Annotated in this window: 19 protein-coding genes and 1 pseudogene; 2 read left to right on the top strand and 18 right to left on the bottom strand. The window is 69.0% G+C overall.

Going from position 1 to position 24,690, the window contains the following annotated elements; all coding sequences use genetic code 11:
• Positions 1 to 8: 8 nt before the first annotated feature.
• The 7 genes and pseudogenes from A8M77_RS25825 to norR all read right to left on the bottom strand — a co-directional run bounded on the left by A8M77_RS25825 (position 9) and on the right by norR (position 12,700).
• Positions 9 to 1,355 (bottom strand): NAD(P)/FAD-dependent oxidoreductase, encoded by a 1,347-nt coding sequence (locus tag A8M77_RS25825; protein ID WP_086924381.1) that lies wholly within the window; start codon positions 1,353 to 1,355, stop codon positions 9 to 11.
• 20 nt (positions 1,356 to 1,375) lie between these two features.
• Positions 1,376 to 2,749 carry a dicarboxylate/amino acid:cation symporter gene (locus A8M77_RS25820; protein WP_272947454.1) on the bottom strand — a complete coding sequence of 458 codons (1,374 nt, stop codon included), beginning with the start codon at positions 2,747 to 2,749 and terminating at the stop codon, positions 1,376 to 1,378.
• 29 nt (positions 2,750 to 2,778) lie between these two features.
• Positions 2,779 to 5,058, bottom strand: coding sequence for an NADP-dependent malic enzyme (locus tag A8M77_RS25815; protein WP_086924380.1), 2,280 nt, complete (start codon positions 5,056 to 5,058; stop codon positions 2,779 to 2,781).
• Positions 5,059 to 5,107: 49 nt separating this feature from the next.
• Positions 5,108 to 6,913, bottom strand: a complete 1,806-nt coding sequence (lpdA, locus tag A8M77_RS25810; RefSeq protein WP_086924379.1) for a dihydrolipoyl dehydrogenase — start codon at positions 6,911 to 6,913, stop codon at positions 5,108 to 5,110.
• Positions 6,914 to 6,927: 14 nt separating this feature from the next.
• Positions 6,928 to 8,305, bottom strand: a pseudogene (gene aceF, locus A8M77_RS25805) (dihydrolipoyllysine-residue acetyltransferase); the annotation flags it as partial.
• Entirely contained in the window at positions 8,229 to 10,901 is a 2,673-nt protein-coding gene (gene aceE / locus A8M77_RS25800; RefSeq protein WP_086924377.1) for a pyruvate dehydrogenase (acetyl-transferring), homodimeric type, read from the bottom strand. The pseudogene aceF and the gene aceE, both read right to left, overlap by 77 nt.
• Before the next feature lie 224 nt (positions 10,902 to 11,125).
• A complete protein-coding gene (norR, locus tag A8M77_RS25795) occupies positions 11,126 to 12,700 on the bottom strand; it encodes a nitric oxide reductase transcriptional regulator NorR (protein WP_086924376.1) in 1,575 nt (524 codons plus the stop codon).
• A 149-nt stretch (positions 12,701 to 12,849) separates the two neighbouring features.
• Here norR and hmpA point away from each other — a divergent pair, with 149 nt between their 5' ends.
• Positions 12,850 to 14,034, top strand: a complete 1,185-nt coding sequence (gene hmpA, locus A8M77_RS25790) for an NO-inducible flavohemoprotein (RefSeq protein ID WP_086924375.1) — start codon at positions 12,850 to 12,852, stop codon at positions 14,032 to 14,034.
• Positions 14,035 to 14,094: 60 nt separating this feature from the next.
• On the opposite strand, the gene A8M77_RS25785 is transcribed toward hmpA, so the two are convergent.
• Complete coding sequence (locus tag A8M77_RS25785) at positions 14,095 to 14,445, bottom strand: HU family DNA-binding protein (RefSeq protein ID WP_086924374.1); 351 nt, start codon at positions 14,443 to 14,445, stop codon at positions 14,095 to 14,097.
• Between the two features lie 178 nt (positions 14,446 to 14,623).
• Between A8M77_RS25785 and A8M77_RS25780 the strand changes: the two genes are divergently transcribed.
• Complete coding sequence (locus A8M77_RS25780; protein WP_158100996.1) at positions 14,624 to 15,295, top strand: Crp/Fnr family transcriptional regulator; 672 nt, start codon at positions 14,624 to 14,626, stop codon at positions 15,293 to 15,295.
• A 33-nt stretch (positions 15,296 to 15,328) separates the two neighbouring features.
• Here A8M77_RS25780 and A8M77_RS25775 read toward each other — a convergent pair whose 3' ends face one another.
• The 10 genes from A8M77_RS25775 to A8M77_RS25730 form a co-directional block, all read right to left on the bottom strand.
• On the bottom strand, positions 15,329 to 16,081 hold the full coding sequence (locus tag A8M77_RS25775) for an ABC transporter ATP-binding protein (protein WP_086924372.1): 753 nt from the start codon (positions 16,079 to 16,081) through the stop codon (positions 15,329 to 15,331).
• Positions 16,074 to 17,903 carry a branched-chain amino acid ABC transporter ATP-binding protein/permease gene (locus tag A8M77_RS25770; protein ID WP_086924371.1) on the bottom strand — a complete coding sequence of 610 codons (1,830 nt, stop codon included), beginning with the start codon at positions 17,901 to 17,903 and terminating at the stop codon, positions 16,074 to 16,076. Before A8M77_RS25770 ends, A8M77_RS25775 begins: the two co-directional genes overlap by 8 nt.
• Positions 17,900 to 18,943 carry a branched-chain amino acid ABC transporter permease gene (locus tag A8M77_RS25765; protein WP_086924370.1) on the bottom strand — a complete coding sequence of 348 codons (1,044 nt, stop codon included), beginning with the start codon at positions 18,941 to 18,943 and terminating at the stop codon, positions 17,900 to 17,902. The genes A8M77_RS25770 and A8M77_RS25765 overlap by 4 nt, the downstream gene beginning before the upstream one ends.
• Positions 18,944 to 18,945: 2 nt before the next feature.
• Complete coding sequence (locus A8M77_RS25760) at positions 18,946 to 20,100, bottom strand: ABC transporter substrate-binding protein (RefSeq protein ID WP_086924369.1); 1,155 nt, start codon at positions 20,098 to 20,100, stop codon at positions 18,946 to 18,948.
• Between the two features lie 104 nt (positions 20,101 to 20,204).
• Entirely contained in the window at positions 20,205 to 20,897 is a 693-nt protein-coding gene (locus tag A8M77_RS25755) for a nitroreductase (RefSeq protein ID WP_086924368.1), read from the bottom strand.
• A gap of 1 nt (position 20,898) precedes the next feature.
• Positions 20,899 to 21,384 (bottom strand): 4-hydroxylaminobenzoate lyase, encoded by a 486-nt coding sequence (locus tag A8M77_RS25750; RefSeq protein ID WP_086924367.1) that lies wholly within the window; start codon positions 21,382 to 21,384, stop codon positions 20,899 to 20,901.
• A 103-nt stretch (positions 21,385 to 21,487) separates the two neighbouring features.
• Positions 21,488 to 22,384 (bottom strand): hypothetical protein, encoded by an 897-nt coding sequence (locus A8M77_RS25745; RefSeq protein WP_086924366.1) that lies wholly within the window; start codon positions 22,382 to 22,384, stop codon positions 21,488 to 21,490.
• Complete coding sequence (locus tag A8M77_RS25740) at positions 22,369 to 23,100, bottom strand: Crp/Fnr family transcriptional regulator (RefSeq protein ID WP_158100995.1); 732 nt, start codon at positions 23,098 to 23,100, stop codon at positions 22,369 to 22,371. Before A8M77_RS25740 ends, A8M77_RS25745 begins: the two co-directional genes overlap by 16 nt.
• 17 nt (positions 23,101 to 23,117) lie before the next feature.
• A complete protein-coding gene (locus A8M77_RS25735) occupies positions 23,118 to 24,188 on the bottom strand; it encodes an adenylate/guanylate cyclase domain-containing protein (RefSeq protein ID WP_086924364.1) in 1,071 nt (356 codons plus the stop codon).
• Positions 24,181 to 24,522 (bottom strand): Hpt domain-containing protein, encoded by a 342-nt coding sequence (locus A8M77_RS25730; RefSeq protein ID WP_086924363.1) that lies wholly within the window; start codon positions 24,520 to 24,522, stop codon positions 24,181 to 24,183. Before A8M77_RS25730 ends, A8M77_RS25735 begins: the two co-directional genes overlap by 8 nt.
• Positions 24,523 to 24,690 lie beyond the last annotated feature (168 nt).

The raw sequence follows: 24,690 nt of genomic DNA, 5'->3' as shown, positions 1-24,690 counted from the left end.
AAGACTCCTCAGTGCAGCTTCACGTGGGGTTCGGTGCGCCGCACGATCAGGCGCGCCAGGGTGTCGAGCGCCACCTTCGGAAAGCCGTGCAGCGCCAGCTCGTGCATCTTGTAGAGCGACAGGTACATCAGGCGCGCGAACAGGCCCTCGACCATCAGGCTGCCGCCGATCAGCCCGCCCATCATGTTGCCGACGGTGCTGAACTCGCCCAGCGAGACCAGCGAGCCGAAGTCGCGGTAGCGATAGTCGGCCAGCGGCTTGCCTGCCAGGCGGCGGCGGATCTGCCGGGCCATGTGAGAGGCCTGCTGGTGCGCCGCCTGCGCCCGCGGCGGCACGAAGCCGCCCTTCCCCTGGTTGGCCTCGGGCCAGGCGCAGGCCGCGCAGTCGCCGATGGCGAAGATGTTCCCGTCGCGGGTGGTCTGCAGCGTGGGCATGACGACGAGCTGGTTGATGCGGTTGGTCTCCAGGCTCGCCAGCTCCTTCAGGAAATCCGGCGCCTTCACGCCGGCCGCCCACACGATCAGCTCGGCCGGCAGCACGCGGCCGTCCGCCAGGCGCACGCCCACGGGCTCGACCTCGGCCACCTTGGCATCGGTGAGCACCTCCACGCCGAGCTTGCGCAGCAGGTCCTCGGCGGCGCCCGACAGGCGCGGCGGCAGGGCCGGCAGGATGCGCGGCGCCGCCTCGACCACGGTCACGCGGATGTCCTTGTCGGCATCCACGCGATCCAGGCCGAAGGCCACCACCTCGCGCGTCGTGCGGTGCAGCTCCGCGGCCAGCTCCACGCCGGTGGCGCCGGCGCCGATGATCGCCACGTGCAGTTGCTCGGGCCGCAGCGGCTCGGTCTGCGCATGCGCCCGGATGCAGGCGTTGACCATGCGCGAATGGAAGCGCCGCGCATCGGCAGCCGACTCCAGCCGCATCGCATGCTCACGCACGCCGGGCGTGCCGAAATCGTTGCTCTGGCTGCCGACCGACAGCACCAGCGTGTCGTAGCCGAAGGCGCGCAGCGGCGTGACCTCCTGGCCTTCGTCGTCGACGTGGGGCGCCACCAGCACCTCGCGCCGGGCGCGGTCCAGGCCCACCATCTCGCCCACGCGGTAGCGGAAGTGGTGCCAGTGCGACTGCGCCAGGTAGCCCACCTCGTGCGCGCTCATGTCCATGCTGCCCGCGGCGATCTCGTGCAGCTTGGGCTTCCACACGTGGGTGCGGTTCTTCTCGATCAGCGTGACCTCGACCTCGCCGCGGCGGCCGAGCGTGTTGCCCAGCCGCGTGGCGAGCTCGAGCCCACCCGCGCCGCCGCCGACGATGACGACGCGATGCGGCCCGGCGCGCGTGGAGATTGCGGCGTCCATCGGCGGCTGCGGTCCGTGGCTCAGCGCTGCGCCGATGCCGATGCGGGCACCGGCATGTGCTGTTCGACGGCGTCCAGCACCACCTCGGGTTCCTCGGCCGCGGTGGTCGTCTCGTTGTTGAGCTGTTCGTGCATCCGCTTGGTGTCGAGGTCGCCGGTCCACTTGGCGACCACGACCGTGGCCACGCCGTTGCCGATCAGGTTGGTGAGCGCCCGTGCCTCGGACATGAAGCGGTCGATGCCCAGGATCAGCGCCAGCCCCGCCACCGGCACGTGCCCGACCGCCGACAGCGTCGCGGCCAGCACGATGAAGCCGCTGCCGGTGATGCCGGCCGCGCCCTTGGAGGTCAGCAGCAGCACCGCGAGCAGCGTGAGCTCCTGCGTCAGCGTCATCGGCGTGTTGGTCGCCTGCGCGATGAACACCGCCGCCATCGTCAGGTAGATCGAGGTACCGTCGAGGTTGAAGGAGTAGCCGGTCGGGATGACCAGGCCCACCACCGACTTGCGCGCGCCCAGGTTCTCGAGCTTGGCCATCATGCGCGGCAGCACCGATTCGGACGACGACGTGCCCAGCACGATCAGCAACTCTTCCTTGATGTACTTGATGAACTTCCAGATGCTGAAGCCGTGGAAGCGCGCGATCAGCCCCAGCACCACGAAGATGAAGATCAGGCAGGTCAGGTAGAAGGTGCCCATCAGCTTGCCGAGCGAGAACAGCGTGCCCACGCCGTACTTGCCGATGGTGAAGGCCATGGCGCCGAAGGCGCCGATGGGCGCCACCTTCATGATCATGCCCACGATCGAGAAGAGCACGTGCGAGCCCTTCTCGATGATGTCGAACACCAGCGTGCCGCGCCCGCCGAACTTGTGCAGCGCGAAGCCGAACATCACCGAGAACAGCAGCACCTGCAGGATCTCGCCCTTGGCGAAGGCGTCGACCACCGTGCTCGGGATCACGTTGAGCAGGAAGTCGACCGTGCCCTGCATCTTGCCCGGGCCGGTGTAGGCCGCGATCGACTTGGTGTCCAGCGTGCTCGGGTCCACGTTCATGCCGGCGCCGGGCTTGAACACGTTCACCAGCACCAGCCCGACGATCAGCGCGACGGTGCTCACGACCTCGAAGTACAGCAGCGCCAGCCCGCCGGTCTTGCCGACCTTCTTCATGTCCTCCATGCCGGCGATGCCCACCACTACGGTGCAGAAGATGATGGGCGCGATGATCATCTTGATCAGCTTGATGAAGCCGTCGCCCAGCGGCTTCATCGACTCGCCGAGCGCGGGATAGAAATGCCCGAGCGCCACGCCGATGACGATCGCCGTGATGACCTGGAAATAAAGCGATCTGTAGAACGGCTTTGGAGCCGATGCCTTGCCCGCGTCCATGGTTGCTTCCATTGCTGTCTCCTGTCGAAAAAAAGAACTGCCTAGGCCGTGCGCTGCGCGCCGGCATGGACCGCCGCGACGGCGGTCATGTTCACGATACGCCTGACGGTGGACGAGGGAGTAAGGATGTGCACCGGCCGGTCGGCGCCCAGCAGGATGCCGCCGACGGTGATGCCGTTGCCTGCGGCGATGCGCAGCAGGTTGTAGGCGATGTTGGCGGCGTCGACGTTGGGCATCACCAGCACGTTGGCCTCCTCGGTGAGGCCGGCCTCGGGGAACTCGCGCTCGAGGATGCTGCGCGACAGCGCCGCGTCGCCGCGCATCTCGCCCTCCACCGCCAGGCCGGGGTCGCGCAGCTTCACCAGCTTGAGCGCCTCGCGCATCTTCTGCGCGGCCGCCGCATTGGAATCGCCGAAGCTCGAATGCGACAGCAGCGCCACGCTGGGCGTGATGCCGAAGCGGCGCACCGCCTCGGCGGCCATCAGCGCGGTCTCGGCCACCTGCTGCGGGGTCGGGTCGGCGTTCACGTGCGTGTCGCAGATGAAGAGCTGGCGCCCGGGCAGCATCAGCATCTGGACAGCGGCGAAGGTACAGGCGCCGTTGCGCAGGCCGATGGCGTCGCGCACGTAGGCCAGATGGTCGTGGAAACGGCCCACCGTGCCGCACAGCATGGCATCGGCGCGCCCCTGGCGCACCAGCATCGCGCCCAGCAGCGTGCCGCGGCCGCGCATCTCGGCATGGGCCAGCGCGCGCGACACGCCGCGTCGCTGCACCAGGCCGTAGTAGGCCTCCGCGGCCTCGTCATGCACGGCCGGGTCCATCGGGTCCACGCACTCGCAGTCGGTGCCTGGCGCCAGGCGCAGGCCGAACTGCGCGATGCGCCCGGCGATCGCATCGGGCCGGCCCACGAGCAGCGGACGCGCCAGGCCTTCGTCGACCACCACCTGGGCGGCGCGCAGCACGCGCTCGTCCTCGCCCTCCGCGTAGACCACCCGCCGGGGCGTGCGCTTGGCGGCGGCGAACACCGGCTGCATCGCACCGCCCGACTGGTAGACGAACTGGCCCAGGCGCTGCCGGTAGGCCTCGAGGTCCTCGATCGGGCGCAGCGCGACGCCGCTGTCCATCGCAGCCTTGGCGACCGCCGGCGCGACGGCCTCGATCAGCCGCGGGTCGAAGGGCTTCGGGATCAGGTACTGGGCACCGAAGCGCAGCCCCGCGGCGCCGTAGGCCTGTGCCACCACCTCGGGGATCTCGGCATGGGCGAGGCCGGCGATGGCACGCACGGCCGCCAGCTTCATCTCCTCGTTGATGGTGGTCGCCCCCACGTCCAGCGCGCCGCGGAAGATGAAGGGGAAGCACAGGACGTTGTTGATCTGGTTCGGGTAGTCCGAGCGCCCGGTGCCGAGGATGGCGTCGGGCCGCGCCGCCAGCGCGTCCTCGGGCAGGATCTCCGGCGTCGGGTTGGCCATCGCGAAGATCAGCGGGCGCGGCGCCATGCCGCTCACCATCTCCGGCTTGAGCACGCCGCCGGCCGACAGGCCGAGGAAGATGTCGGCCCCGGGCATGACCTCGGCCAGCGTGCGCGCGTTGGTCTCGCGGGCATAGCGCGCCTTGTTGTCGTCCATGCCCTCGGTGCGGCCCACGTAGACCACGCCCTTTGCGTCGGTGACCACGATGTTCTCGGGTTTCAGGCCCAGGCTCACGATCAGGTCGAGGCAGGCCAGCGCCGCCGCACCCGCGCCGGAGGCGACCAGCTTGACCTCGCCGATGTTCTTGCCCACCAGCCGCAGCCCGTTGAGGATGGCCGCCGCGGCGACGATCGCGGTGCCGTGCTGGTCGTCGTGGAAGACCGGGATCTTCATGCGCTCGCGCAGCTTCTTCTCGATGTAGAAGCACTCGGGCGCCTTGATGTCCTCGAGGTTGATGCCGCCGAAGGTCGGCTCCATGCGGGCGATGGTGTCGATCAGCGCGTCGGGGTCGTCCTCGGCCAGCTCGATGTCGAACACGTCGATGCCGGCGAACTTCTTGAACAGGCAGGCCTTGCCCTCCATCACCGGCTTGCCCGCGAGCGGCCCGATGTTGCCCAGGCCCAGCACCGCGGTGCCGTTGGTGACCACGGCGACCAGGTTGGCGCGCGAGGTCAGGCTCATCGCTTCGGCCGGGTCGCGCGCGATCTCCATGCAGGCCTCGGCCACGCCGGGCGAGTAGGCCAGCGCCAGGTCGCGCTGCGTGGCCATCGCCTTGGTGGGCGTGACCGAGATCTTGCCCGGCGTGGGGTAGCGGTGGTAGTCGAGCGCGTCGTCGCGCAGGTTGTCGGCCATGGTGCTTTTTCTCCAGTGATCGGTCGGGTGCCGGGCGGCAGCGGTGTCGTTATTTCTTCTTGGTCGGCGGCAGGTCGGTGCACACGCCCTCGAACAGCTCGGCGGCCATGCCGATCGACTCGCCCAGGGTCGGATGCGGATGGATCGTCTTGCCGATGTCGGCCGGCTCGCAGCCCATCTCGATGGCCAGGCACACCTCGCTGATCAGGTCGCCCGCATGCGTGCCGACGATGCCGCCGCCGATCACGCGGTGCGTGGCCTCGTCGAAGATCAGCTTGGTGAAGCCCTCGTCGCGGCCGTTGGCGATGGCGCGGCCCGAGGCGGCCCAGGGGAACACCGCCTTTCCGACCTTCAGCCCCTCGGCCTTGCACTGCTCCTCGGTCTTGCCGGCCCAGGCGACCTCCGGGTCGGTGTAGGCCACCGAGGGGATCTGGCGCGCGTCGAAGAAGGCCGCCTCGCCGTGCGCCGCCTCGGCCGCCACGTGGGCTTCGTGCACCGCCTTGTGGGCCAGCATCGGCTGGCCGACGATGTCGCCGATCGCGTGGATGTGCGCCACGTTGGTCCGCAGTTGCCGGTCGACTTCGATGAAGCCGCGCTCGGTGACGGCGACGCCGGCCTTCTCCGCGCCGATCTTCCTGCCGTTGGGGCTGCGGCCCACGGCCACCAGCACCAGGTCGTAGACCTGTGGGGCCGAAGGCGCCTGCTCGCCTTCGAAAGAAACCTCGATGCCCGCCGCGGTCGCCTTGGCGCCGACCGTCCTGGTCTTGAGCATCACCTTGTCGAAGCGCGGCTTGTTGAACTTCTCCCACACCTTGACCAGGTCGCGGTCGGCGCCCTGCATCAGGCCGTCGAGCATTTCCACCACGTCGATGCGCGTGCCCAGCGTCGAGTAGACGGTGGCCATCTCCAGCCCGATGATCCCGCCGCCGACCACCAGCATGCGCTTGGGGATGCTCTTGAGCTCCAGCGCGCCGGTGGAGTCGACGATGCGCTCGTCCTCGGGGAAGAAGGGCAGCTTCACCGCCTGGCTGCCGGCCGCGATGATGGCCTTGCCGAACTTCACGACCTTCCTGCCGCCGTCGGCCGCGGCCACTTCCAGGTGCCACGGATCGAGGAAGCTGCCCGTGCCGGTCAGCACCTCCACCTTGCGCATCTTGGCCATGCCGGCGAGGCCGCCGGTGAGCTTCTTGATCACGCCCTCCTTGAAGGCGCGCAGCTTGTCGATGTCGATCTCGGGCGCGCCGTACTTGATGCCGTGGTCAGGCATCTGCGCCACCTCGTCCATGATCGAGGCGGTGTGCAGCAGCGCCTTGGACGGGATGCACCCGACGTTGAGGCACACGCCGCCCAGCGTGGCGTAGCGCTCGACCAGCACGGTCTTCATCCCGATGTCGGCGCTGCGGAAGGCGGCGGAATAGCCGCCGGGGCCGGCGCCCAGCACCAGCATCTCGCACTCGACGTCGACCTTGCCTGCGTAGGTTGCGACAGGCGCGCTCTGACTCCCTCCCCCGCTGGGGGAGGGCCGGGGTGGGGGCACCGATACCGGCGCACCCTCCGCAGACGCCGCAGCCCCCACCCTGCCCTCCCCCAGAGGGGGAGGGGAAGAAGCAGCACCCACCCCCTCGACCACCAGGATCACCGACCCTTCGCTCACCTTGTCGTTGACCTTGACCCTGATCTCCCTGACCACGCCCGCCTGCGAGGACGGGATCTCCATCGAGGCCTTGTCCGACTCGACCATGATCAGCCCGGTGTCGACCGCGATGGTCTCGCCGGCCTTCACCATCACCTCGATCACCGCGACGTCCTTGAAGTCGCCGATGTCGGGAACCTTGACTTCCACCAGATTTGCCATGAAGAGACCTCGACTCAGAACAGGGTGCGCCGCAGGTCGGCCAGCACGTTGGCGAAATGGACGTTGAAGCGTGCGGCGGCCGCGCCGTCGATCACGCGGTGGTCCCAGGACAGGGACAGCGGCAAGGTCAGGCGCGAGGCCCAGGTCTTGCCGTCGCTGGAGTGCTGCTTCCAGTAGCTCTTGCAAACGCCCATGATCGCGACCTCGGGCGCGTTGATGATGGGCGTGAAGTAGATGCCGCCGATGCCGCCGAGCGAGCTGATGGTGAAGGTGCCGCCCTGCATCTGATCGGGCTTGAGCTTGCCCTCGCGCGCCAGGCCGGCGAGCTCGCCCATCTCCTTGGCGATCTCGGGCACGGTCTTGCGGTCGACGTCGCGGATCACCGGCACCATCAGCCCGTTGGGCGTGTCGGCCGCGAAGCCGATGTGCCAGTAGTTCTTGAGCACCAGGCTGTCGCCCTCGAGGCTGGCGTTGAACTCCGGGAACTTCTTCAGCGTGGCGACCGCCGCCTTCATCATGAAGGGCAGCATGCTGAGCTTGACGCCGCTCTTCTCCAGCTCCTTGTTCATGCGCACGCGGAACTGCTCGAGCTCGGTGATGTCGGCCTCGTCGTGCGTGGTGACGTGCGGGATCACGACCCAGTTGCGGTGCAGGTTGGCGGCCGAGATCTTCTTGATGCGGCCGAGCTCCTTGCGCTCCACCGGCCCGAACTTCGCGAAGTCGACCTTGGGCCAGGGCAGCAGGTCGATGCCGCCCACGCCCCCGCCGGCGGCGGCCGGCGCTGAAGCCTTGTTCGCCGGCGCCGCCGCGCCGCCTCCCTCTGCGAATGCCTTCACGTCCTCGCGCACGATGCGGCCGTGGTTGCCGCTGCCCTTGACCTGGCCCAGGTCCACGCCGAGCTCGCGCGCCAGCTTGCGCACCGCGGGGCCGGCGTAGGCGAGCGCGAAACCGGCCTCGTCGATGCCGCCGGCAGCGGGCGCGGCCGTCGCAGCGGGCGCGGCCGTCGGGGCCGTGGCGGTCGGGGTCGCGGAAGACGGCGCGGGCGCGGCGGCGGCCGATGCGTCGCCCGAGGCCAGCGCCAGGATGACGCTGCCCTCGCTCACCTTGTCGCCGAGCTTGACGTGGATCGCCTGCACCACGCCGCCCTGCGGCGCGGGCACGTCCATGGTGGCCTTGTCGGATTCGAGCGAGACCAGCGGGTCTTCCGCTTTCACCGTGTCGCCGACCTTCACGTAGATCTCGATCACCGGCACGTCGCTGAAGTCGCCGATGTCGGGCACCTGGATGTCGATGGTGTTGCTCATGTCGTGGTGCCTCAGACGGTCCAGGGGGCGGCGCGCTCGGCGTCGAGCCCGTACTTCGCGATGGCCTCGGCGGCCACGGCCGGCTTGAGCACGCCCTCGTCCGCCAGCGCCTTGAGCGCCGCGACGACGACGTGGAAGCGGTCGACCTCGAAGAAGCGGCGCAGCTTCACGCGGTAGTCGCTGCGGCCGAAGCCGTCGGTGCCCAGCACGGTGTAACGGCGTCCTGCGGCCTGCACGTACTCGCGCACCTGGTCGGCGTAGTTGCGCATGTAGTCGGTGGCGGCGATCACCGGGCCCTCGTGGCCCTCGAGGCATTGCTCGACATGGCTCTTGCGCGGCGCCTCGGTGGGATGCAGCCGGCTCCAGCGCTCGGCGGCCATGCCGTCGCGGCGCAGCTCGTTGAAGCTGGTCGCGCTCCAGACGTCGGCCGCCACGTTCCAGTCCGCCTTCAGCAGCTCGGCCGCGGCCATGACTTCGCGCAGGATGGTGCCGCTGCCCATCAGCTGGACGCGCTGGCCCTTCTTCGGGGTCTTGCCGCCGTCGCTGAGCTGGTAGAGGCCCTTGAGGATGCCCGCCTCGCTGCCCTCGGGCATGCCGGGGTGCGGGTAGTTCTCGTTCATCAGGGTGACGTAGTAGTAGACGTCCTCCTGGTCCTGGTACATCCGGCGCATGCCGTCGCGCACGATGGTCACGACCTCGTAGGCGAAGGTCGGGTCGTAGGAGATGCAGTTGGGGATGGTGCCGGCGATGATGTGGCTGTGCCCGTCCTCGTGCTGCAGGCCCTCGCCGTTGAGCGTGGTGCGCCCCGCGGTGCCGCCCAGCAGGAAACCGCGCGCGCGGATGTCGCCGGCCAGCCAGGCCAGGTCGCCCACGCGCTGCAGGCCGAACATCGAGTAGTAGATGTAGAAGGGGATCATCGGCACGTTGCTCGTGCTGTACGAGGTGGCCGCGACGATCCAGCTCGACATCGCGCCGCCCTCGTTGATGCCTTCCTGCAGCACCTGCCCGTCCTTCGACTCGCGGTAGTACATGAGCTGGTCGGCGTCCTGCGGCTTGTAGAGCTGCCCCACCGACGAATAGATGCCGAGCTGGCGGAACATGCCCTCCATGCCGAAGGTGCGCGACTCGTCGGGCACGATGGGCACCACGTGCCTGCCGATGGCCTTGTCGCGCACCAGCGTGCCGAGCATCTGCACGAAGGCCATGGTGGTGGAGATCTCGCGCTCGCCCGTGTCCTTGAGCAGGCGCTCGAAGGTCGACAACGGCGGAATCTCGAGCGCGGTGGACTTCTGCCGCCGCTGCGGCAGGTAGCCGCCCAGCGCCTCGCGCCGCGCGCGCAGGTACTTCATCTCGGGGCTGTCCTCGGGCAGCTTGATGAAGGGCACCTTCGGCAGGTCCTCGTCGGACACCGGGATCTGGAAACGGTCGCGGAAGTTGCGCAGCGCGTCCTGCGTCATCTTCTTGGCCTGGTGCGCGATCATCTGCCCCTCGCCCGACTCGCCCATGCCGTAGCCTTTGACGGTCTTGGGCAGGATCAGCGTGGGCTGGCCGGTGTGCTTCACCGCCGCGGCGTAGGCGGCGAACACCTTCTCGGGATCGTGGCCGCCGCGCGTGAGGCCCCAGATCCCGTCGTCGCTCATGTCGGCCACCAGCGCCTTGAGTTCCTCGTACTTGCCGAAGAAATGCTCGCGCACGTAGGCGCCGCTCTTGCTCTTGAAGTCCTGGTATTCGCCGTCGACGCACTCTTCCATGCGCTTGAGCAGGAGGCCGCTCGTGTCCTTGGCCAGCAGCTTGTCCCAGCCGCTGCCCCACAGCACCTTGATGACGTTCCAGCCGGCGCCGCGGAACACCGACTCGAGCTCCTGCACGATCTTGCCGTTGCCGCGCACCGGGCCGTCGAGGCGCTGCAGGTTGCAGTTGATGACGAAGACCAGGTTGTCCAGGGCCTCGCGCCCGGCCAGCGAGATGGCGCCCAGCGATTCGGGCTCGTCCATCTCGCCGTCGCCCATGAAGGCCCAGACCTTGCGCGGCGCCGTGTCGGCCAGGCCGCGGCCCTGCAGGTACTTGAGGAAGCGGGCCTGGTAGATCGCCATCAGCGGGCCCAGGCCCATCGACACGGTGGGGAACTGCCAGAAGTCGGGCATCAGCCACGGGTGCGGGTACGAAGAGATGCCCTTGCCTTCGGCCTCCTGACGGTAGCCGAGCAGTTGCTCTTCCGTCAGCCGCCCTTCGAGGAAGGCGCGCGCATAGATGCCCGGCGCGCTGTGCCCCTGGATGTAGAGCAGGTCGCCGCCATGGCTGTCGGTGGGCGCATGCCAGAAGTGGCCGAAGCCGATGTCGTAGAGCGTGGCGGCGGACTGGAAGCTCGCGATGTGGCCGCCGAGTTCCGAGCTGTCCTTGTTGGCGCGCAGGATGATCGCCATCGCGTTCCAGCGGATGATCGAGCGCAGGCGATGCTCGATCGCGCGGTCGCCGCTGCTCTTGGCCTCGGACTCGGGCGGGATGGTGTTCCTGTAGGCCGTGGTGAGCGATCGCGGCATGTAGACGCCGTCGCGCCGCGCCTCGTCGACCACGCGGTTGACGATGTAGCCCGTGCGTTCGGCGCCCCGGTGTGCGCGCACCGCGCGCAGTGCATCGACCCACTCGCCGGTCTCGACCGGATCGAGGTCCTCGTTCGTATCCATCTTGGTTTGTCTCCTCTGTGGACGCCTGCCGCGCTGCCTGCGGACACGACATGGCCTGCTCTTCATCGCAACGGGTGTGCCAGGGCCCACGCGGGGCGCGCGCACGGCCAAGTCCTTGTTTTCAAAGGGGATCGCGCGAGCCGGCGGCGCGGCGGCGTACGAAGTTCCGGAATGGCCCGCGAGGGGCCGTCCGGTCGCCCGAGTGACGCGACTCGGGTTAGTACTTAGCGGGGCGCGCCCGGCAGCACGACGCCGAGCCGCTTGGCAAGGCGCGCGAGGTTGGCGCGGTCCAGGCCGAGCGCGCGGGCCGCCGCGGAGCGGTTGAAGCCGTGCCGCGCGAGCGCCTCGGTGACGAGCCGGCGCTCGAGCTGCGCGACCGCATCGCGCAGGCTCGCGCCCTCCCCCGCCGTGGGCTCGTCAGGCGCAGGGACGGGCGCCGGGCTCGCTGCGCCACGCCGGCCCGGCAGGTCCAGGTCTTCCGCCGTCAGGCTGAGGATGCGCGGCCGCTGCGGCTGGCGGCCCAGCGCCTTCAGCACGCTGCGGCCGAGCAGGTGCTCCAGCTCCCGCACGTTGCCCGGCCAGTCGTGCGCGAGCAGCGCCGCCTGCGCGTCCGCGTCCAGGCGCAGCCCGCCGAGGCCCAGGCGCGAGCGGTTCTCCTCCAGGAAGAAGCCGGCCAGCAGCAGCACGTCGCGCCCGCGCTCGCGCAGCGGCGGCACGTGCAGCGGATAGACGCTCAGGCGGTGATAGAAGTCGGCGCGCAGCCGCCCGGCCCGCACCTCGTCGGCCAGGTTGCGGTTGCTGGCGGCGATCAACCGCACGTCGACGCGATGTTCGCGATCCGATCCCAGCCGCTGCAGCTGGCCGCTCTGCAGCACGCGCAGCAGCTTGGCCTGCACCGGCAGCGCCAGCTCGCCCACCTCGTCGAGGAAGAGCGTGCCGCCGTCCGCCAGCTCGAACTTGCCCGGGCGCTCGCCGAGCGCGCCAGTGAAGGCGCCCTTCACGTGGCCGAAGAGCTCGCTCTCGACCAGCGTCTCGGGCAGCGCCGCGCAGTTGAGGCTGATCATCGGCCGCGCCGCGCGCGTCGATCCCGCATGCAGTGCCTCGGCCACCAGTTCCTTGCCGACGCCGGTCTCGCCCTGGATCAGGACCGGCAGCTCGCTGCCGGCCACGAGCCCGATCTCCTTCTGCAGCTGCCGCATCGCGGCGCTGCGGCCGATCAGCGTGCGCGCGCGCGGCGCGGCGGCCAGCCGGTAGCCCTCGGCGCGCAGGCTCTCGTGCTCGACGCGCGAATGCAGCTGCTCGATGCGCGCGGCGACGCTGACCGTGGCGGCAGCCAGACTGCCGAAGGACTGCAGCACCGCGAGATCGAGGCTGGAGAAGCGATCGGGCGCCAGGTCGTCCAGCGTCAGCAGGCCCCAGGGCCGGTCGTCCAGCCGGACCGCGCAGCCCACGCAGTCGTGCACCGGCAGATGCCCCTGGTGGCCCTCGACCAGGCCGTCGTAGGGGTCGGGCAAGGCGCTGTCGGCCGGGAAGCGCAGCGGGCCGTCCGCCTCCAGCAACGCGGCGAAGCGCGGATGCTCCCCGACGCGGAAGCGCCGGCCCAGCGTGTCGCTGCTCAGGCCGTCTACCGCCAGCGGCACCAGCCAGCCGTCCTCCAGCCGGAGAAGTGCTGCGGCATCGCAGGGCAGCAGCACGCGCAGCGCCTCCAGCAGGCGCCGGTAGCGCTCGGCGCTGGGCAGCTCGCGGGCGATGTCGGCCACCAGCGGGATGATGGCCTGGAGCAGCGGGTGCGTGGTCATTTCGACTCCAGATGCGTCAGATGGACTCGATTTTTGGCCATGTCAAAAAGACACACCCCTCTGCAAGTCTTTGATTTTGCTCGGCCTCGGCCCTGGAACGCGGATTGCAAAGAGAAGGCACCCGTCTTTCCATCCCCAAGGAGCTTTCCATGCTGACCGCCCAACAGAAGTCGATCGTCACCGCCACCGTCCCGCTGCTTGAATCCGGCGGCGAGGCGCTCACCACCCACTTCTACCGCATCCTGCTCGACGAGCATCCCGAGGTTCGGCCGCTCTTCAACCAGGCCCACCAGGCCAGCGGGGACCAGCCGCGCGCGCTCGCCAACGGCGTGCTGATGTACGCGAAGCACATCGATCGTCTCGAGGCGCTCGGCCCGCTGGCCGGGCAGATCGTCAACAAGCACGTGGCGCTGCAGGTGCAGCCCGAGCACTACCCCATCGTCGGCGCCTGCCTGCTGCGGGCCATCCGCGAAGTGCTGGGCGCCGAGGTCGCGACCGACGAGGTGATCGCGGCCTGGGCTGCCGCCTACGGCCAGCTCGCCGACATGCTGATCGGTGCCGAGCGCCAGGCCTACGACCGCAACGCGGCCGCCCCCGGCGGCTGGCGCGGCGGCCGTGCCTTCGAGGTGCTGCGCAGGGAAGTCGAAAGCGAGGAGATCACTTCCTTCTACTTCGCGCCCGTGGACGGCCAGCCCGTGCTCGACTTCCAGCCCGGCCAGTACATCGGCATCCGCCTCACTGTCGACGGCCAGGACATCCGGCGCAACTATTCGCTGTCGGCGGCGCCGAACGGCAAGACCTACCGCATCAGCGTCAAGCGCGAGCAAGGCGGCGTCGCATCGGGCCACCTGCACGACCACGTCCACCCGGGCAGCGTCGTCGAACTGTTCCCGCCCGCCGGCGCCTTCACGCTGGAACCGAGCGATCGGCCCCTCGTGCTGATCAGCGGCGGCGTGGGCATCACGCCCACCCTGGCCATGCTCGACGCGGCGCTGCAGACCTCGCGCGTCGTCCACTTCATCCACTGCGCGCGCCACCAGGGCGTCCATGCCTTCCGCCAGACGGTCGAGGCGCTGGCCAGGAAGCATCCGCAGCTCAAGCGCTTCTACTGCTACGAGGAAGCCCGCGACGGCGCCGACGCGCCGCATGCGATCGGGCGCCTCGACGTGCAGAAGCTCGCGCACTGGCTGCCCGCCGGGACCGTCGACGTCGACGCCTACTTCCTCGGGCCGAAGCCCTTCATGAAGCAGGTGAAGGCGGCGCTGCGCGCGCTGGGCGTGCCGGATGCGCAGGCACGCTACGAGTTCTTCGGACCGGCCACGGCCCTGGAGTGAGAAACGACAACGGCCCCGAAGGGCCGTCGTCCTGTCCGCGCGGCGCGAGGCCGCAGGACTTCACTTCTTCTTGGCGGCTGCCTTCTTCGCGGCGGGCTTCGCCTTGGGCGCGGCATCGGCCTTGCGCTTCGCGGCCTTCGGATCGACCGCGGCCTTGAAGGCGGCGCCCGGCACGAACTTCGGCACCTTCTGCGCGGCGATCTTGATCTTGGTGCCGAGGCTGGGGTTGAAGCCCGAGCGTGCGGCGCGGGCGACTTGCTTGAAGGTGCCGAAGCCGACGATCTGCACGGGATCGCCCTTCTTCACGGCGGCGACGATGCTGCTCGTCACGGTCTCGAGAATGCGGGCACCTTCGGCCTTGCTGACGTTGTGGGTGTCTGCGATCTTCTCGACGAGTTCAATGCGGTTCAAAGCTGATTTCCTATGAGTTGAATTCGCCACGTTGCCTGTGGCGGCCCGCGGCAATGGCCGCCGCGAGCGGGGCGCAGTGTATTCGATGACCGGACCGGGACGCGCGGCCATGCGCTCCGGCTGGCGGATTCCGGGCGTTCCGCGATACTCGAGCGCACATCGCACCGGGACGAACGGCATGAAAAACGCGGAAACCCTGCGCGTACTCGAAAAGAATGTCTGCGACGCGCTGCTCGCCGACCCGGGCGCGCGCCTCATGGAGTTCGCGCGCGGCGAGCGGATCTACGACCAGGGCCAGATCTCATCGCTCTTCTACGTCATCATCTCCGGCCGCGTGCAGGTGTCGATGACACGCCCCGACGGGTACGAGCTCATCCTCGAGATCATGGGGCCGGGCGTGGTGCTCGGCGAGGGCGCCGCGCTCGACGGCCTGCCGCGCTTCTCCAGCGCGACCGCGATCGAGGCGGTGAAAGTCATCGAGTACCGCTCGCAGGATCTCCCCGCCGCATTCAAGCGCAACTCGGAACTCGCGACGTCCTTCCTCTGGGTGACGGCCTACAAGCAGCGGCAACTGGCGAGCCGGCTGCTCGCTCTCACCATGGCCTCGCCCAGCGCGCGCATCGCCGAAATGATGCTGCGCCTGTGCAGCATCTACGGCGTGCCGACGGACGACGGCATGCTGATCACGACGCGGCTGACGCACGAGCAGATCGCCGCGCTGGTCGGCGTAACACGCGTCACCGTCACGCGCGCACTCAAGGAATTGACCGCCAGCGGCGTCATCCAGATGAACGACGACTCCATCACGGTGCTCGATCCGGTCGCGCTCAACCGGATCGGCGGCCTCTGACGGCGGTGCGCGTCCGGCGCGTCAGCTGTTCCTTCATCGGATTTCCCGAGGGGAGTCTTCGCGGTAGTCCAGAGCGGTACCGAGGTAGGTCTTGCCGATGCGCGTGTCGCCGAGAAGGGTGGCGGCCTCGCCTTCCATCACGATGCAACCATTCTCCAGCACGTAGCCGTAGTCGGCGATGCGCAGCGCGGCGCGCGCATTCTGCTCGACCAGCAGGATGCCGACGCCGCGCTCGCGCAACCCGGCGACGAGCTGGAAGATCTCGCGCACCACCTGCGGCGCGAGGCCCAGGCTGGGCTCGTCGAGCATCAGGAGCGTTGGCGCGCCCATGAGCGCACGCCCGATGGCGAGCATCTGGCGCTCCCCGCCCGAGAGCGTTGCCGCGACCTGCCGGCGGCGCTCGGCCAAACGCGGGAAGAGCGCATAGACGTCGTCGCGCATCGCAGCGAGCGAGCGCCCCCGGCAATACGTGCCGAGCCACAGGTTGTCCGCGACCGTCATCGTGCCGAACAGCTCGCGCTTCTCCGGCACCAGCGCCATTCCGGCCCGCGCGCGCTTCTCGAGCGGCGTGCCGGCATCGCAGGCAGCGCCGAAGCGAAGCCTGCCGCTGGCGGGCACGAGGCCCATGATCGCGTTCAGCAGCGAGGACTTGCCGGCTCCGTTGGGGCCGATCACGGTCACGACCTGCCCCGCGTGCAACGCGAGCCGCGCACGATCGACAGCCACGGCCTGCCCGTACCGAACGGAATAGTCGTCCACCTCGAGGAGTGCGCGCGACTCAGTCATCGGCGTCCCCCATGTAGGCCGTCTGCACGACGGGATCGCAGCGGATCGCCTCGGGCGAACCCTCCGCGATGACCTTGCCGAACTGCGTCACCACGAGGCGATCGGCCAGCGCCATGAGGAAGTCCATGTCGTGCTCGACGATCAGCACGGCCACGCCTTCGGCGCGCAGCGCGCGCAGCAGCATCGCCAGCGCCCTCTTCTCCCCGTGGCGCAAACCGGCCGCGGGCTCATCCAGCAGCAGCAGCACGGGCTGCGCAGCGAGCGCGCGCGCGATCTCGAGGATGCGCTGCTGCCCGAGCGCGAGCGATCCCGCCCGCCGCTCCGCATACGCGCCGAGCCCGACGCGGTTCAGTTGCGCGAGCGCCTGGGCCCTGAGGTCGCGCTCTTCCGCCCGGTCGAGCCGAAGCATGCTCGCAATCCAGCCCTTCGCACCGTGCAGGTATGCACCCATGGCAACGTTGTCCAGGCAGGTCATCTCGGGCAGCAGCTGCACATGCTGGAAAGTCCGTCCCATGCCGCTGCGGGCGAACTCCCGCGGCTGCCGTCCGGTCAGGTCAGCGCCCATGAAGGCGATGGTTCCGCCGTCGGTCGCCAACACACCGCTCACGGCGTTGAAGAGCGTGCTCTTGCCCGCGCCGTTGGGCCCGATCAGTCCGACGATCTCGCCGGCCCGCATCGTGAGATCGATGCCGTCGATGGCGACCAGCCCGCCATAGCGCTTGCGCACCGCGTGCACCTCGAGCAGAGGCGTCCCGCGCGCAGGCAGCGGACGCTTGCGCACCGAGGCCGGCCGGCACAGCGTGGCGGCATCGCCATCGCCTTGCACAGGCTGCTCCCGCGGGCCGAGCTTCCCGACGAGCGCCGGCCAGATGCCGTCGGGTGCGCGCTGCAGCAGGAGGATGGTTGCCACGCCGAGCGCGACGCCCTCATAGTTGCCTGCCGAGCCGAGGAGACGGGGCAGCGCGTCCTTCAGAAGCTCGCCCGCGACGGTCACCGCGGCCGCACCGATCACCGCGCCCCAGATGTGCGCCGCGCCGCCGATCACGGCCATGAACAGGTACGTGATGCCGGCCGACAAATTGAAAGGCGTCGGATTCACCGCCCGCTGCGTGTGCGCATAGAGCCATCCGGCGATGCCCGCGAGCAGCGCCGCGATGACGAACACGCGCATGCGCAGGAGCGGCACCGACGCGCCGCACGACTCCGCCACCAGCGGCGCCGCCCGCAGCGAGTGAATGGCACGGCCCACGCGGGAATCCAGCAGGTTGCGCACCGCGAGCATCGCCCCGGCGAGAAAGCTCAGGATCAGCACATACATCTCGCGCCCCGTGGTGAGAGGCCAGCCGAACACCGTGACCGGCGGGATGCCGGAGAGCCCGTCGAACTTGCCGAGCGCCTCCTGGTTGCCGAAGAAGTAATACAGCGCAACGCCCCAGGCCAGCGTGCCGATGGGCAGGTAGTGTCCCGAGAGCTTCATGGTCAGGAGTCCGAGCGCCATGGCCATCGGCACCACCACGGCCAGCGCGGCCGCGAGGCCGAGCCACGGCCAGGCCGCGAAGTGCGAAGAGACCAGCGCACCGGCATAGGCTCCGACGCCGACGAACGCGGCCTGGCCGAACGAGGTCATGCCCGCGATGCCCGTCAGCAGCACGATGCCCAACGCCACCAGCGCGTTCAGGCCGATGTAGTTCAGAAGCGTGATCCAGTACTCCGGGATGGGCGCGAGCGGCGCGATCGCGACGAGGCAGCCGAGGACGAGGCCGATGCGCCGGCCTGCCGATGTCGGCACCGGCGGCACGGCGGGAGAAACGACCGCGCTCATGCGTCCCGCCCGTCGTGCGCATGCGTGGCGATGGAGCGCCAGAGCAGCACCGGAAGCACCAGCGAGAACACCAGCACCTCGGTGTAGGCGCTCGCGGCGAACGACGCGAAGATTTCCAGCAAGCCCACGAGCAGCGCGCCCGCCGCCGCGACCGGATAGCTGCACAGCCCGCCGAGGATCGCCGCCACGAAGCCCTTGAGCCCGATGACGAAGCCGGAGTCGTAGTAGATGGTCGTGGTCGGCCCGATCAGGATGCCGGAGGCGGCCGCCATGCAGCTCGCGAGTCCCAGCGAGATGCCGCCGGCCTTCGTCACCTCGATGCCCATCAGCCGTGCGCCCACGGGGTTCACCGCCGTCGCCGCCATGGCCTTGCCTTCGAGTGTCCTGTCGAAGAAGAACCACAGCAGCACCATGATCAGCGCCGATGACGCGACCACCGCGATCGACTGCCGGCTCACCGGGCCGGCGCCGAGATCGAAACTGCCGGCGACGAGCGCGTTCGAGCGAACGCCTTCGGGGCCGAACATCGCGAGTCCCATGCCCATCATCGCGAAGTGCAAGGCGACCGACATGATCAGGAGCAGCAGCACGCTCTGCCGCGCCACCGGCCGATAGACGAGGCGATAGAGCAAAGGACCCATCGCGCCGACGATGACGAGCGTGAGCGCCACCTGGAGCGCGAGGCCCATGTCCCGCAGCGGCATGCACCATGCGACGGCGGCGGCAGCGAGCGGAACCGCCAGATGGCGCGAAGCCCGCACCAGCGGGCGCAGCCGGCTCGAGCCCGATGGCTGCGGCCGCAACCCGTCGATGGCGAAGGCGGCGAAACCGAGCGCAAGCAGCAGATGCACCGTGGCCGGCCGATGGCCGGCCTGCAACGCGGCGATCGTCATCGCGCCCCACGCGACCAGGTCGCCCTGGGGGATGAAGATGATGCGCGTCACGGCGAACACCAGCACCAGCGCAACCGCCAGCAGCGCGTAGATGGCGCCCGTGCTGATGCCGTCCTGCGCGAGGATGAGCGAGATCGTGGAATCCATGCTTACCTGCCGAGCTTCCAGGTGCCGCGCTCGACCGTCACCATCGTGCTGGCGCGCTGGTCGTAGCCGACGTGATCCGCCTGGCTCATGTTCATCACGCCCTGCGCCGTGACGAGCTCGCGCGTCTGCTCGAGGCCGTCGCGCAGGCCCCGCCGGAATTCGGCGGAGCCGGGCTTGCCCTTGGCGAGCGCCAGGGGCACGGCCTTCTGCAGCAGCAGGCCCACTGTCCAGGTGTGGCCGGAGAAGTGGTTCGCGGTACCCGGGGGAAACGCCGCATCGTGGCGGCGGATGAAGTCCAGCGCCACCGCCTTGCTCGGGTTGCTGTCGGGCAGCTGCTTCGCGACCACGAAGAGGCCCGACGGAAGGAAGCCGCCCTCCACATCGCTTCCGCCGATGCGCAGGAAATCTTCGTTGACGGCACCGTCGGTGAAGTAGATCTTCCCCTTGTAGCCGCGCTCCCTTAGCCCCTTGGCGGGCAGCGCGGCCGGCGTACCGGCGGCGGCCACCAGCACCGCGTCGGGCTGCGCCGCCATCACCTTCAGCACCTGCGCGAGCACGGTGGTGTCGGTGCGTGCATAGCGTTCATGGGCCACCACCCCCAGCCTGCGTGCCGGTGCGACCTTCTGGAATTCGGAGATCACGCCCTCGCCGTACGCATCGTTCACCGAGACAAGCCCGACCTTCGAGACGCCGTTGGCCGCCATGTGAGAGACCATGGTGGTCATCTGGAGCGTATCGTTGTGCACGACCTTGAACACCCACTGGCGCTTGGCGTCCATCGGCTCGACGATCCGCACGGACGAGGCGAGCGAGATCATCGGCGTTTCCGCCGCCGCGACGACATCGATCATCGCGAGGCTGTTGGGCGTCGTGGACGAACCGACGACCACGTCGACCTTGTCTTCCGTCAGGAAGCGACGCACATTCTTCACTGTCGCAACGGGGTCGGAAGCATCGTCCAGCACGATGTACTCGACCGCCTGGCCCGCGATGCTGCGCGGCAGAAGCGTGACGGCGTTGCGCGCGGGAATGCCGAGCGACGCAGCCGCGCCGGTGGTCGAGAGCGTCACGCCCACCCTGATCTGCGCAGGTGCCGACGTGGCGACCGCCAGGAAGGCGAAGGCCGCGACGGCCAACCCTCGATATGTTCTCTTCATGATCCGCTCCGTATGTTTCGATCGGTGGGGAAATTAGAAGCCGCGAGGTCGGCGCGACGCTGTATAGCGCTATACCCGCGGCCGTCATTCGAGCGCTTGCCGCTTCAATCGAAGAAGCGTGCGAACTCGCGTGCGGACAGCCGGGGCATCCAGCCATCGTTCTCCGGTGCGGCGGGATCCGCGTGCCCGAGCGCCATGCCGCACACCACGATCTCGGCCTCGTCGATGGCAAGCCGCGGCTTGATGAGCCGGTGGTACTTGGCGAACGACACCTGCGCGCAAGTGTCGAGCCCGTGGCCGCGTGCCGCGAGCATCAGCGTCTGCATGAACATGCCGAGGTCCACCCAGCTGCCGAGGCCCAGCTCGCGCCTGAGCGTGAAGATCAGGCCCACCGGCGCGCCGAAGAACTGGTAGTTGCGCGCGATCTGGGCATCGCGCTGCGGATTCTCCGAGTACTCGATGTTGAGCCGCCCGTAGAGCCTGGCGCCGAAGTCCCGGCGGCGCGACTGGTACGGTTCCAGCGGCTTGCGCGCATCGTGGGCGTATTCCTCCGAATGCTCGCTGCGCCGATGCCGGTGCGCATCGACGATGGCAGCACTCAGCGCTTCCTTCGCGCGGCCGGTCAGGACATAGACGTTCCAGGGCTGGGTGTTCGAGTTGCTCGGCGCCCGGGCGGCGAGATCGAGCAGTCGGAAGACCAGTTCCTTCGGAACCGGCGTCTGCAGGTAGCGGCGGATCGAGCGCCGGGTGCGGATCGCGTCCTCGAAACCGGGCCGGATGACTTCTTCCGTTTCCATGTCAGCGCCCAGTGAACCGGATCTCGCCGCCGGGAAGGTAGTAGAGGAAGATCACCGCGCCGCCGTGAACCTCGGGGAAGTGCTGGCTCCTGGGCGCCGGGCACGTCCAGCCCGCGTGGACCTCGCCGACGCGCGCACCGGCGTCGAGAGGAACGATCATGTTCACCTCGCCGTTCGGGTGTTCGTGTTCCCTGCCGACGATCTCTCGCATGTAGACGCTTTCGATGCTGAAGCCGAACGTCGCCAGGCTGGGCGGCGCGATCTGGCTGCGGCGGTAGTCGGGCCCCCTGATCTCGTCGCGGCAGGCCCATCCCTCGGTCATGCCGGTTTTGACGAGGCTCGCCAGTTGGCGGTAGAGGTCGCTGCTCGCGGGGTAGGTTGCGTTCAGCCAGATTTCCAGCGCCTCGCCCATCGGATGGTCCTTGACCTCCTTCAGCAATCGGCGCGACAGATCGATGAGTTGTTGCTTGGCAGGCGGGATGTTCATGCGGGTTTCACGGCTTGGAGAAAGCCCGCAGTCTTCCATGGGCGGGGGCGGCCTGGCTGTATACGCGGATACAGCCACCGCGAGGCGGCCCTCCTGCAGCGTGCTATTCCGTCGCCCCGCTGGCCAGCCGCTTGTACTCGTTGCGCTTCATCGTCAGATAGTCTTCCCGATCCACCTCATGCAGCTGCCGCGCATAGCGCTCCGTGCTGTCGAACCAGGCCGCCAGGCGTGGCTGCAGTTGCTTGGGCGAGTCCAGGTAGGCATCGATGGCGAGGTAGTAGCGCATGGTGTTGCGCTCCACGACACCGCGCACGCCGCCCATGTATTCGGGCTGGCCCGACGCATCCTTGCCGGTCACGGTGAAGCCCACCTTGTCCGCGCCGAGGGTCGCGAGATAGCCCCGCATCGCGATGCGCGCCGCCGTCCCGTAGGCATAGGCGTAGCCGAGATGCATGAAGGTCTTGCCGTTGGGAAGCGGCGTGGCTTCGAGCTCGATGCGGTAGTCGCGCGTCGACAGCGGCCCCTTGTCCGCGCTCAGCCTGGCGCTCAGGTAGTCCGCGGAGGTGGTCGGCGCCGCCCAGACGAAGTCCACCCGCTGCGCTTCCGACAGCGGCTGGTCGAACTTGCGGCCGACGGAGACGGCCAGCGTCCTGCTGCCCTCGCCGCCCCGCACCGCGCAGTGCTTGGTGTTGAGATGCAGCATCAGCACGTCGCACCAGACGGCCGGCTGGCTCAGCGATGCGCTGACCTGGTCGAAGGGGTGGTTCAGCACCGCGAAGATGTCGCCGCTCAACTGGCCGGAGGCCTCCGTCGATTCGAGCACCAGCGGGCGCCCGAAGATGTTGCCCTCGAGCTGCGACTTGACCGCATCGAACTTTCCCTGCAACGCCGCGGCACTGCCCAGCTGCGCCTGGGCGTGGGCGATGGCCGGCAGCAGGATCAGGAACCAGAGCCACAGCGCGAGGTGGCGGCGCGTCGCGCGCTTCAGGATGTCGGGCATGGTCTCTCCTCTTCGGTGGGGTCTTTCGACCGGGGGCTGGCCGCAAGCCGTTCTTCCAACCGCTGGCGGTCGGCCAGGAGCCGCCGGGTCACGAGGGTCACCACCTCGAATCCGAAGGTGGGGTTCTGGAAATAGAGGTTCTTGAAGGTGGCCTCGTCCATCTGGAGGACGGTGCACGTCGTGACGCAGCGCGCGGTCAGCGTGCGGCGCTTGTCGGGGGCGAAGAATGCGATCTCCCCGAACAGCCGGCCGGCCTCCAGCCTCTCGCCGATCTCGACGAACTCGATGACGCCGTCGGCCAGGAAGTACAGGTGCGTGGCCTCGTCGCCCTTGCGGAAGATCACGGCGTTCTTCCTGCGCCTGCGCCTGCGCATGTAGGGCCGCAGCCAGACGCCGGAGAGGTCGTTCGAGGCCGCGGCGACCTGCACGCGGCGGGTGAGGCGCACCATCTGCCCGGCGCGGAAGATGTTGATCGGCAGCAGCACGCCGTGCAGCAACACCAGGATCAGCGACGGATGCAGCGCGCCGTAGATCAGGAAGCCCAGGTTGCCCCCGACCGCGAGGTAGCGCAGCGGGATCATGGTTCTGACGAAGGAGCTGATGATGATCAGCACGCCCGCGATGGTGGCCGAGCACAGCGCGACGATCCCCGTCGGTGTCGCCAGGGCCGTGTCCAGTGCGGCCAGCGCGGTGTCGAGCAATCCGGTCGTTGACATGCGCGTCCCTCCTCCTGTCATCGGCTTGCTCCTTCGTTCTTCGCGCCGACCCACGGCACCGCGAAGACCTCCACCGGCGCCGCCTTGCCTCTGAATTGGGCCTTGCCGAGCGCCTCGACCGGGAAACGTCCCTCGAGCGCGGCACAGGTGGCGGCATCGATCAGGATCGTGCGCCTCGCCTCCTTGGTGTGCGTCTCGAGCCGGGCGGCGAGGTTGACGGCGTCGCCGATGCAGGTGTAGGTCGCACGCTGCTGCGTGCCGGTGTAGCCGGCGATGGTCTCGCCGGTGGCGATGCCCACGCCGATGCGCAGCGCGGTCTTGGCCGATGCGGTGCGCTCGACATTCAGCAGCTCGATCATCTCCACCATGTCCAGCGCCGCGCGCACCGCCGCGGCCGCGTGGTCGGCCAGCGGCTGCGGCGCGCCGAAGATGGCCATCAGGCCATCCCCGATCATCTGGTTGACCACGCCGCCGTGGCTGGTGATGGCTTCGAACACGAGCGTGTAGTAGGTGTTCAGGAGCTCGATGGTCTCCTCGGGCGGCTGCGACTCCACCAGCGTGGTGAAGGCGCGGATGTCGGAGAACATGACGGTGCTCTGGACGCGCCGGCCGCCGAGTGCGAAGCCGGACTGCGCGAGATCCTGCGCGACCTCGGGGGTAACGAAGCGGCGCACCATCTCCTTCTGCTGGTCGCGCAGGCGCTTCTTCTCGAGGCTGGAGCCGATGCGCGCCTTGAGCAGCACCGGGTTGACCGGCTTGTGCAGGTAGTCCTCCGCGCCGAGCTCGATGCAGCGCGCGATGTTGGCCACGCCCTCGAGCGAGGAGGTCACGATCACCGGCAGGTCGCGCAGGCGCGAATCGCCCGCCAGCGCCTCCAGCACCTGGAAGCCGTTCATCTCGGGCATCTCGACGTCGAGCAGCATCAGATCGAAGCCGTTCTGCTGCAGCATTTCCAGCGCCATGCGCCCGTTCTCGGCACACCGGACGGTGTGGCCCAGCAGCTCGAGGTTGCGCGTCATCAGCAGGCGGTTGACCTTGTTGTCGTCGGTCACCAGCACATGCGCCGGCGCGTGGCGCAGGTCAACCATGGCTCAGCGCCGCCAGGGCCGCGGCGGCCCGGTCGTACTCGCCCTGCAGCGCGGCGAGGGCATCCGCCGTCGGCGCGGCCGCCAGGCCGCCGAGCTCCAGCTCGCGCGCCATGGCGGCGAGCGCCTGCGCGCCGAAGGTCAGGCTGTTGGACTTCAGCGAATGCGCGGCGCGGCGGAACGCGTCGGCGTTGCCGGCCTCGTGCGCCTCGCGCAGTTCCGTCAACATCACCGGCGCCTCCTCGAAGAAGGTCTGCAGCAGCTCCTGCACGAAGTCCGCGCCCGCCGTGTCCTGGAGCTCGGCGAAGACGGCGCGGTCGATGGTGGCGTAGCTCATGGGCGACCTCCGCCTTCGGCAGCGGTATTCGCCTTGGGGACGGCCGTGTGGATCATGGGTTCACCTTTTGCCGGACTTGCTTCCTCTTCCTCTGGGAGAGGGGTGGGGTGAGGGCACTCGTTCGCCTGACTTGTGCCTTGCTGTTTGTTGTTGCGCAGGAGCCGGGAA

The sequence above is a fragment of the Variovorax sp. JS1663 genome (genome assembly GCF_002157355.1).
GTDB lineage: Bacteria > Pseudomonadota > Gammaproteobacteria > Burkholderiales > Burkholderiaceae_C > Variovorax.
This window is presented reverse-complemented; position numbering and strand designations above follow the sequence as displayed.

Bases quoted from the DNA above. Each gene is read 5' to 3' on its own strand.
- aceE (WP_086924377.1), bottom strand. From the start codon at position 10,901: ATGGATACGAACGAGGACCTCGATCCGGTCGAGACCGGCGAGTGGGTC.
- A8M77_RS25760 (WP_086924369.1), bottom strand. From the start codon at position 20,100: ATGAAGAGAACATATCGAGGGTTGGCCGTCGCGGCCTTCGCCTTCCTG.
- A8M77_RS25750 (WP_086924367.1), bottom strand. From the start codon at position 21,384: ATGAACATCCCGCCTGCCAAGCAACAACTCATCGATCTGTCGCGCCGA.
- A8M77_RS25740 (WP_158100995.1), bottom strand. From the start codon at position 23,100: ATGTCAACGACCGGATTGCTCGACACCGCGCTGGCCGCACTGGACACG.
- A8M77_RS25825 (WP_086924381.1), bottom strand. From the start codon at position 1,355: ATGGACGCCGCAATCTCCACGCGCGCCGGGCCGCATCGCGTCGTCATC.
- A8M77_RS25775 (WP_086924372.1), bottom strand. From the start codon at position 16,081: ATGACTGAGTCGCGCGCACTCCTCGAGGTGGACGACTATTCCGTTCGG.
- A8M77_RS25770 (WP_086924371.1), bottom strand. From the start codon at position 17,903: ATGAGCGCGGTCGTTTCTCCCGCCGTGCCGCCGGTGCCGACATCGGCA.
- hmpA (WP_086924375.1), top strand. From the start codon at position 12,850: ATGCTGACCGCCCAACAGAAGTCGATCGTCACCGCCACCGTCCCGCTG.
- lpdA (WP_086924379.1), bottom strand. From the start codon at position 6,913: ATGGCAAATCTGGTGGAAGTCAAGGTTCCCGACATCGGCGACTTCAAG.
- A8M77_RS25730 (WP_086924363.1), bottom strand. From the start codon at position 24,522: ATGAGCTACGCCACCATCGACCGCGCCGTCTTCGCCGAGCTCCAGGAC.
- norR (WP_086924376.1), bottom strand. From the start codon at position 12,700: ATGACCACGCACCCGCTGCTCCAGGCCATCATCCCGCTGGTGGCCGAC.
- A8M77_RS25815 (WP_086924380.1), bottom strand. From the start codon at position 5,058: ATGGCCGACAACCTGCGCGACGACGCGCTCGACTACCACCGCTACCCC.
- A8M77_RS25745 (WP_086924366.1), bottom strand. From the start codon at position 22,384: ATGCCCGACATCCTGAAGCGCGCGACGCGCCGCCACCTCGCGCTGTGG.
- A8M77_RS25755 (WP_086924368.1), bottom strand. From the start codon at position 20,897: ATGGAAACGGAAGAAGTCATCCGGCCCGGTTTCGAGGACGCGATCCGC.
- A8M77_RS25820 (WP_272947454.1), bottom strand. From the start codon at position 2,749: ATGGAAGCAACCATGGACGCGGGCAAGGCATCGGCTCCAAAGCCGTTC.
- A8M77_RS25780 (WP_158100996.1), top strand. From the start codon at position 14,624: ATGAAAAACGCGGAAACCCTGCGCGTACTCGAAAAGAATGTCTGCGAC.
- A8M77_RS25765 (WP_086924370.1), bottom strand. From the start codon at position 18,943: ATGGATTCCACGATCTCGCTCATCCTCGCGCAGGACGGCATCAGCACG.
- A8M77_RS25735 (WP_086924364.1), bottom strand. From the start codon at position 24,188: ATGGTTGACCTGCGCCACGCGCCGGCGCATGTGCTGGTGACCGACGAC.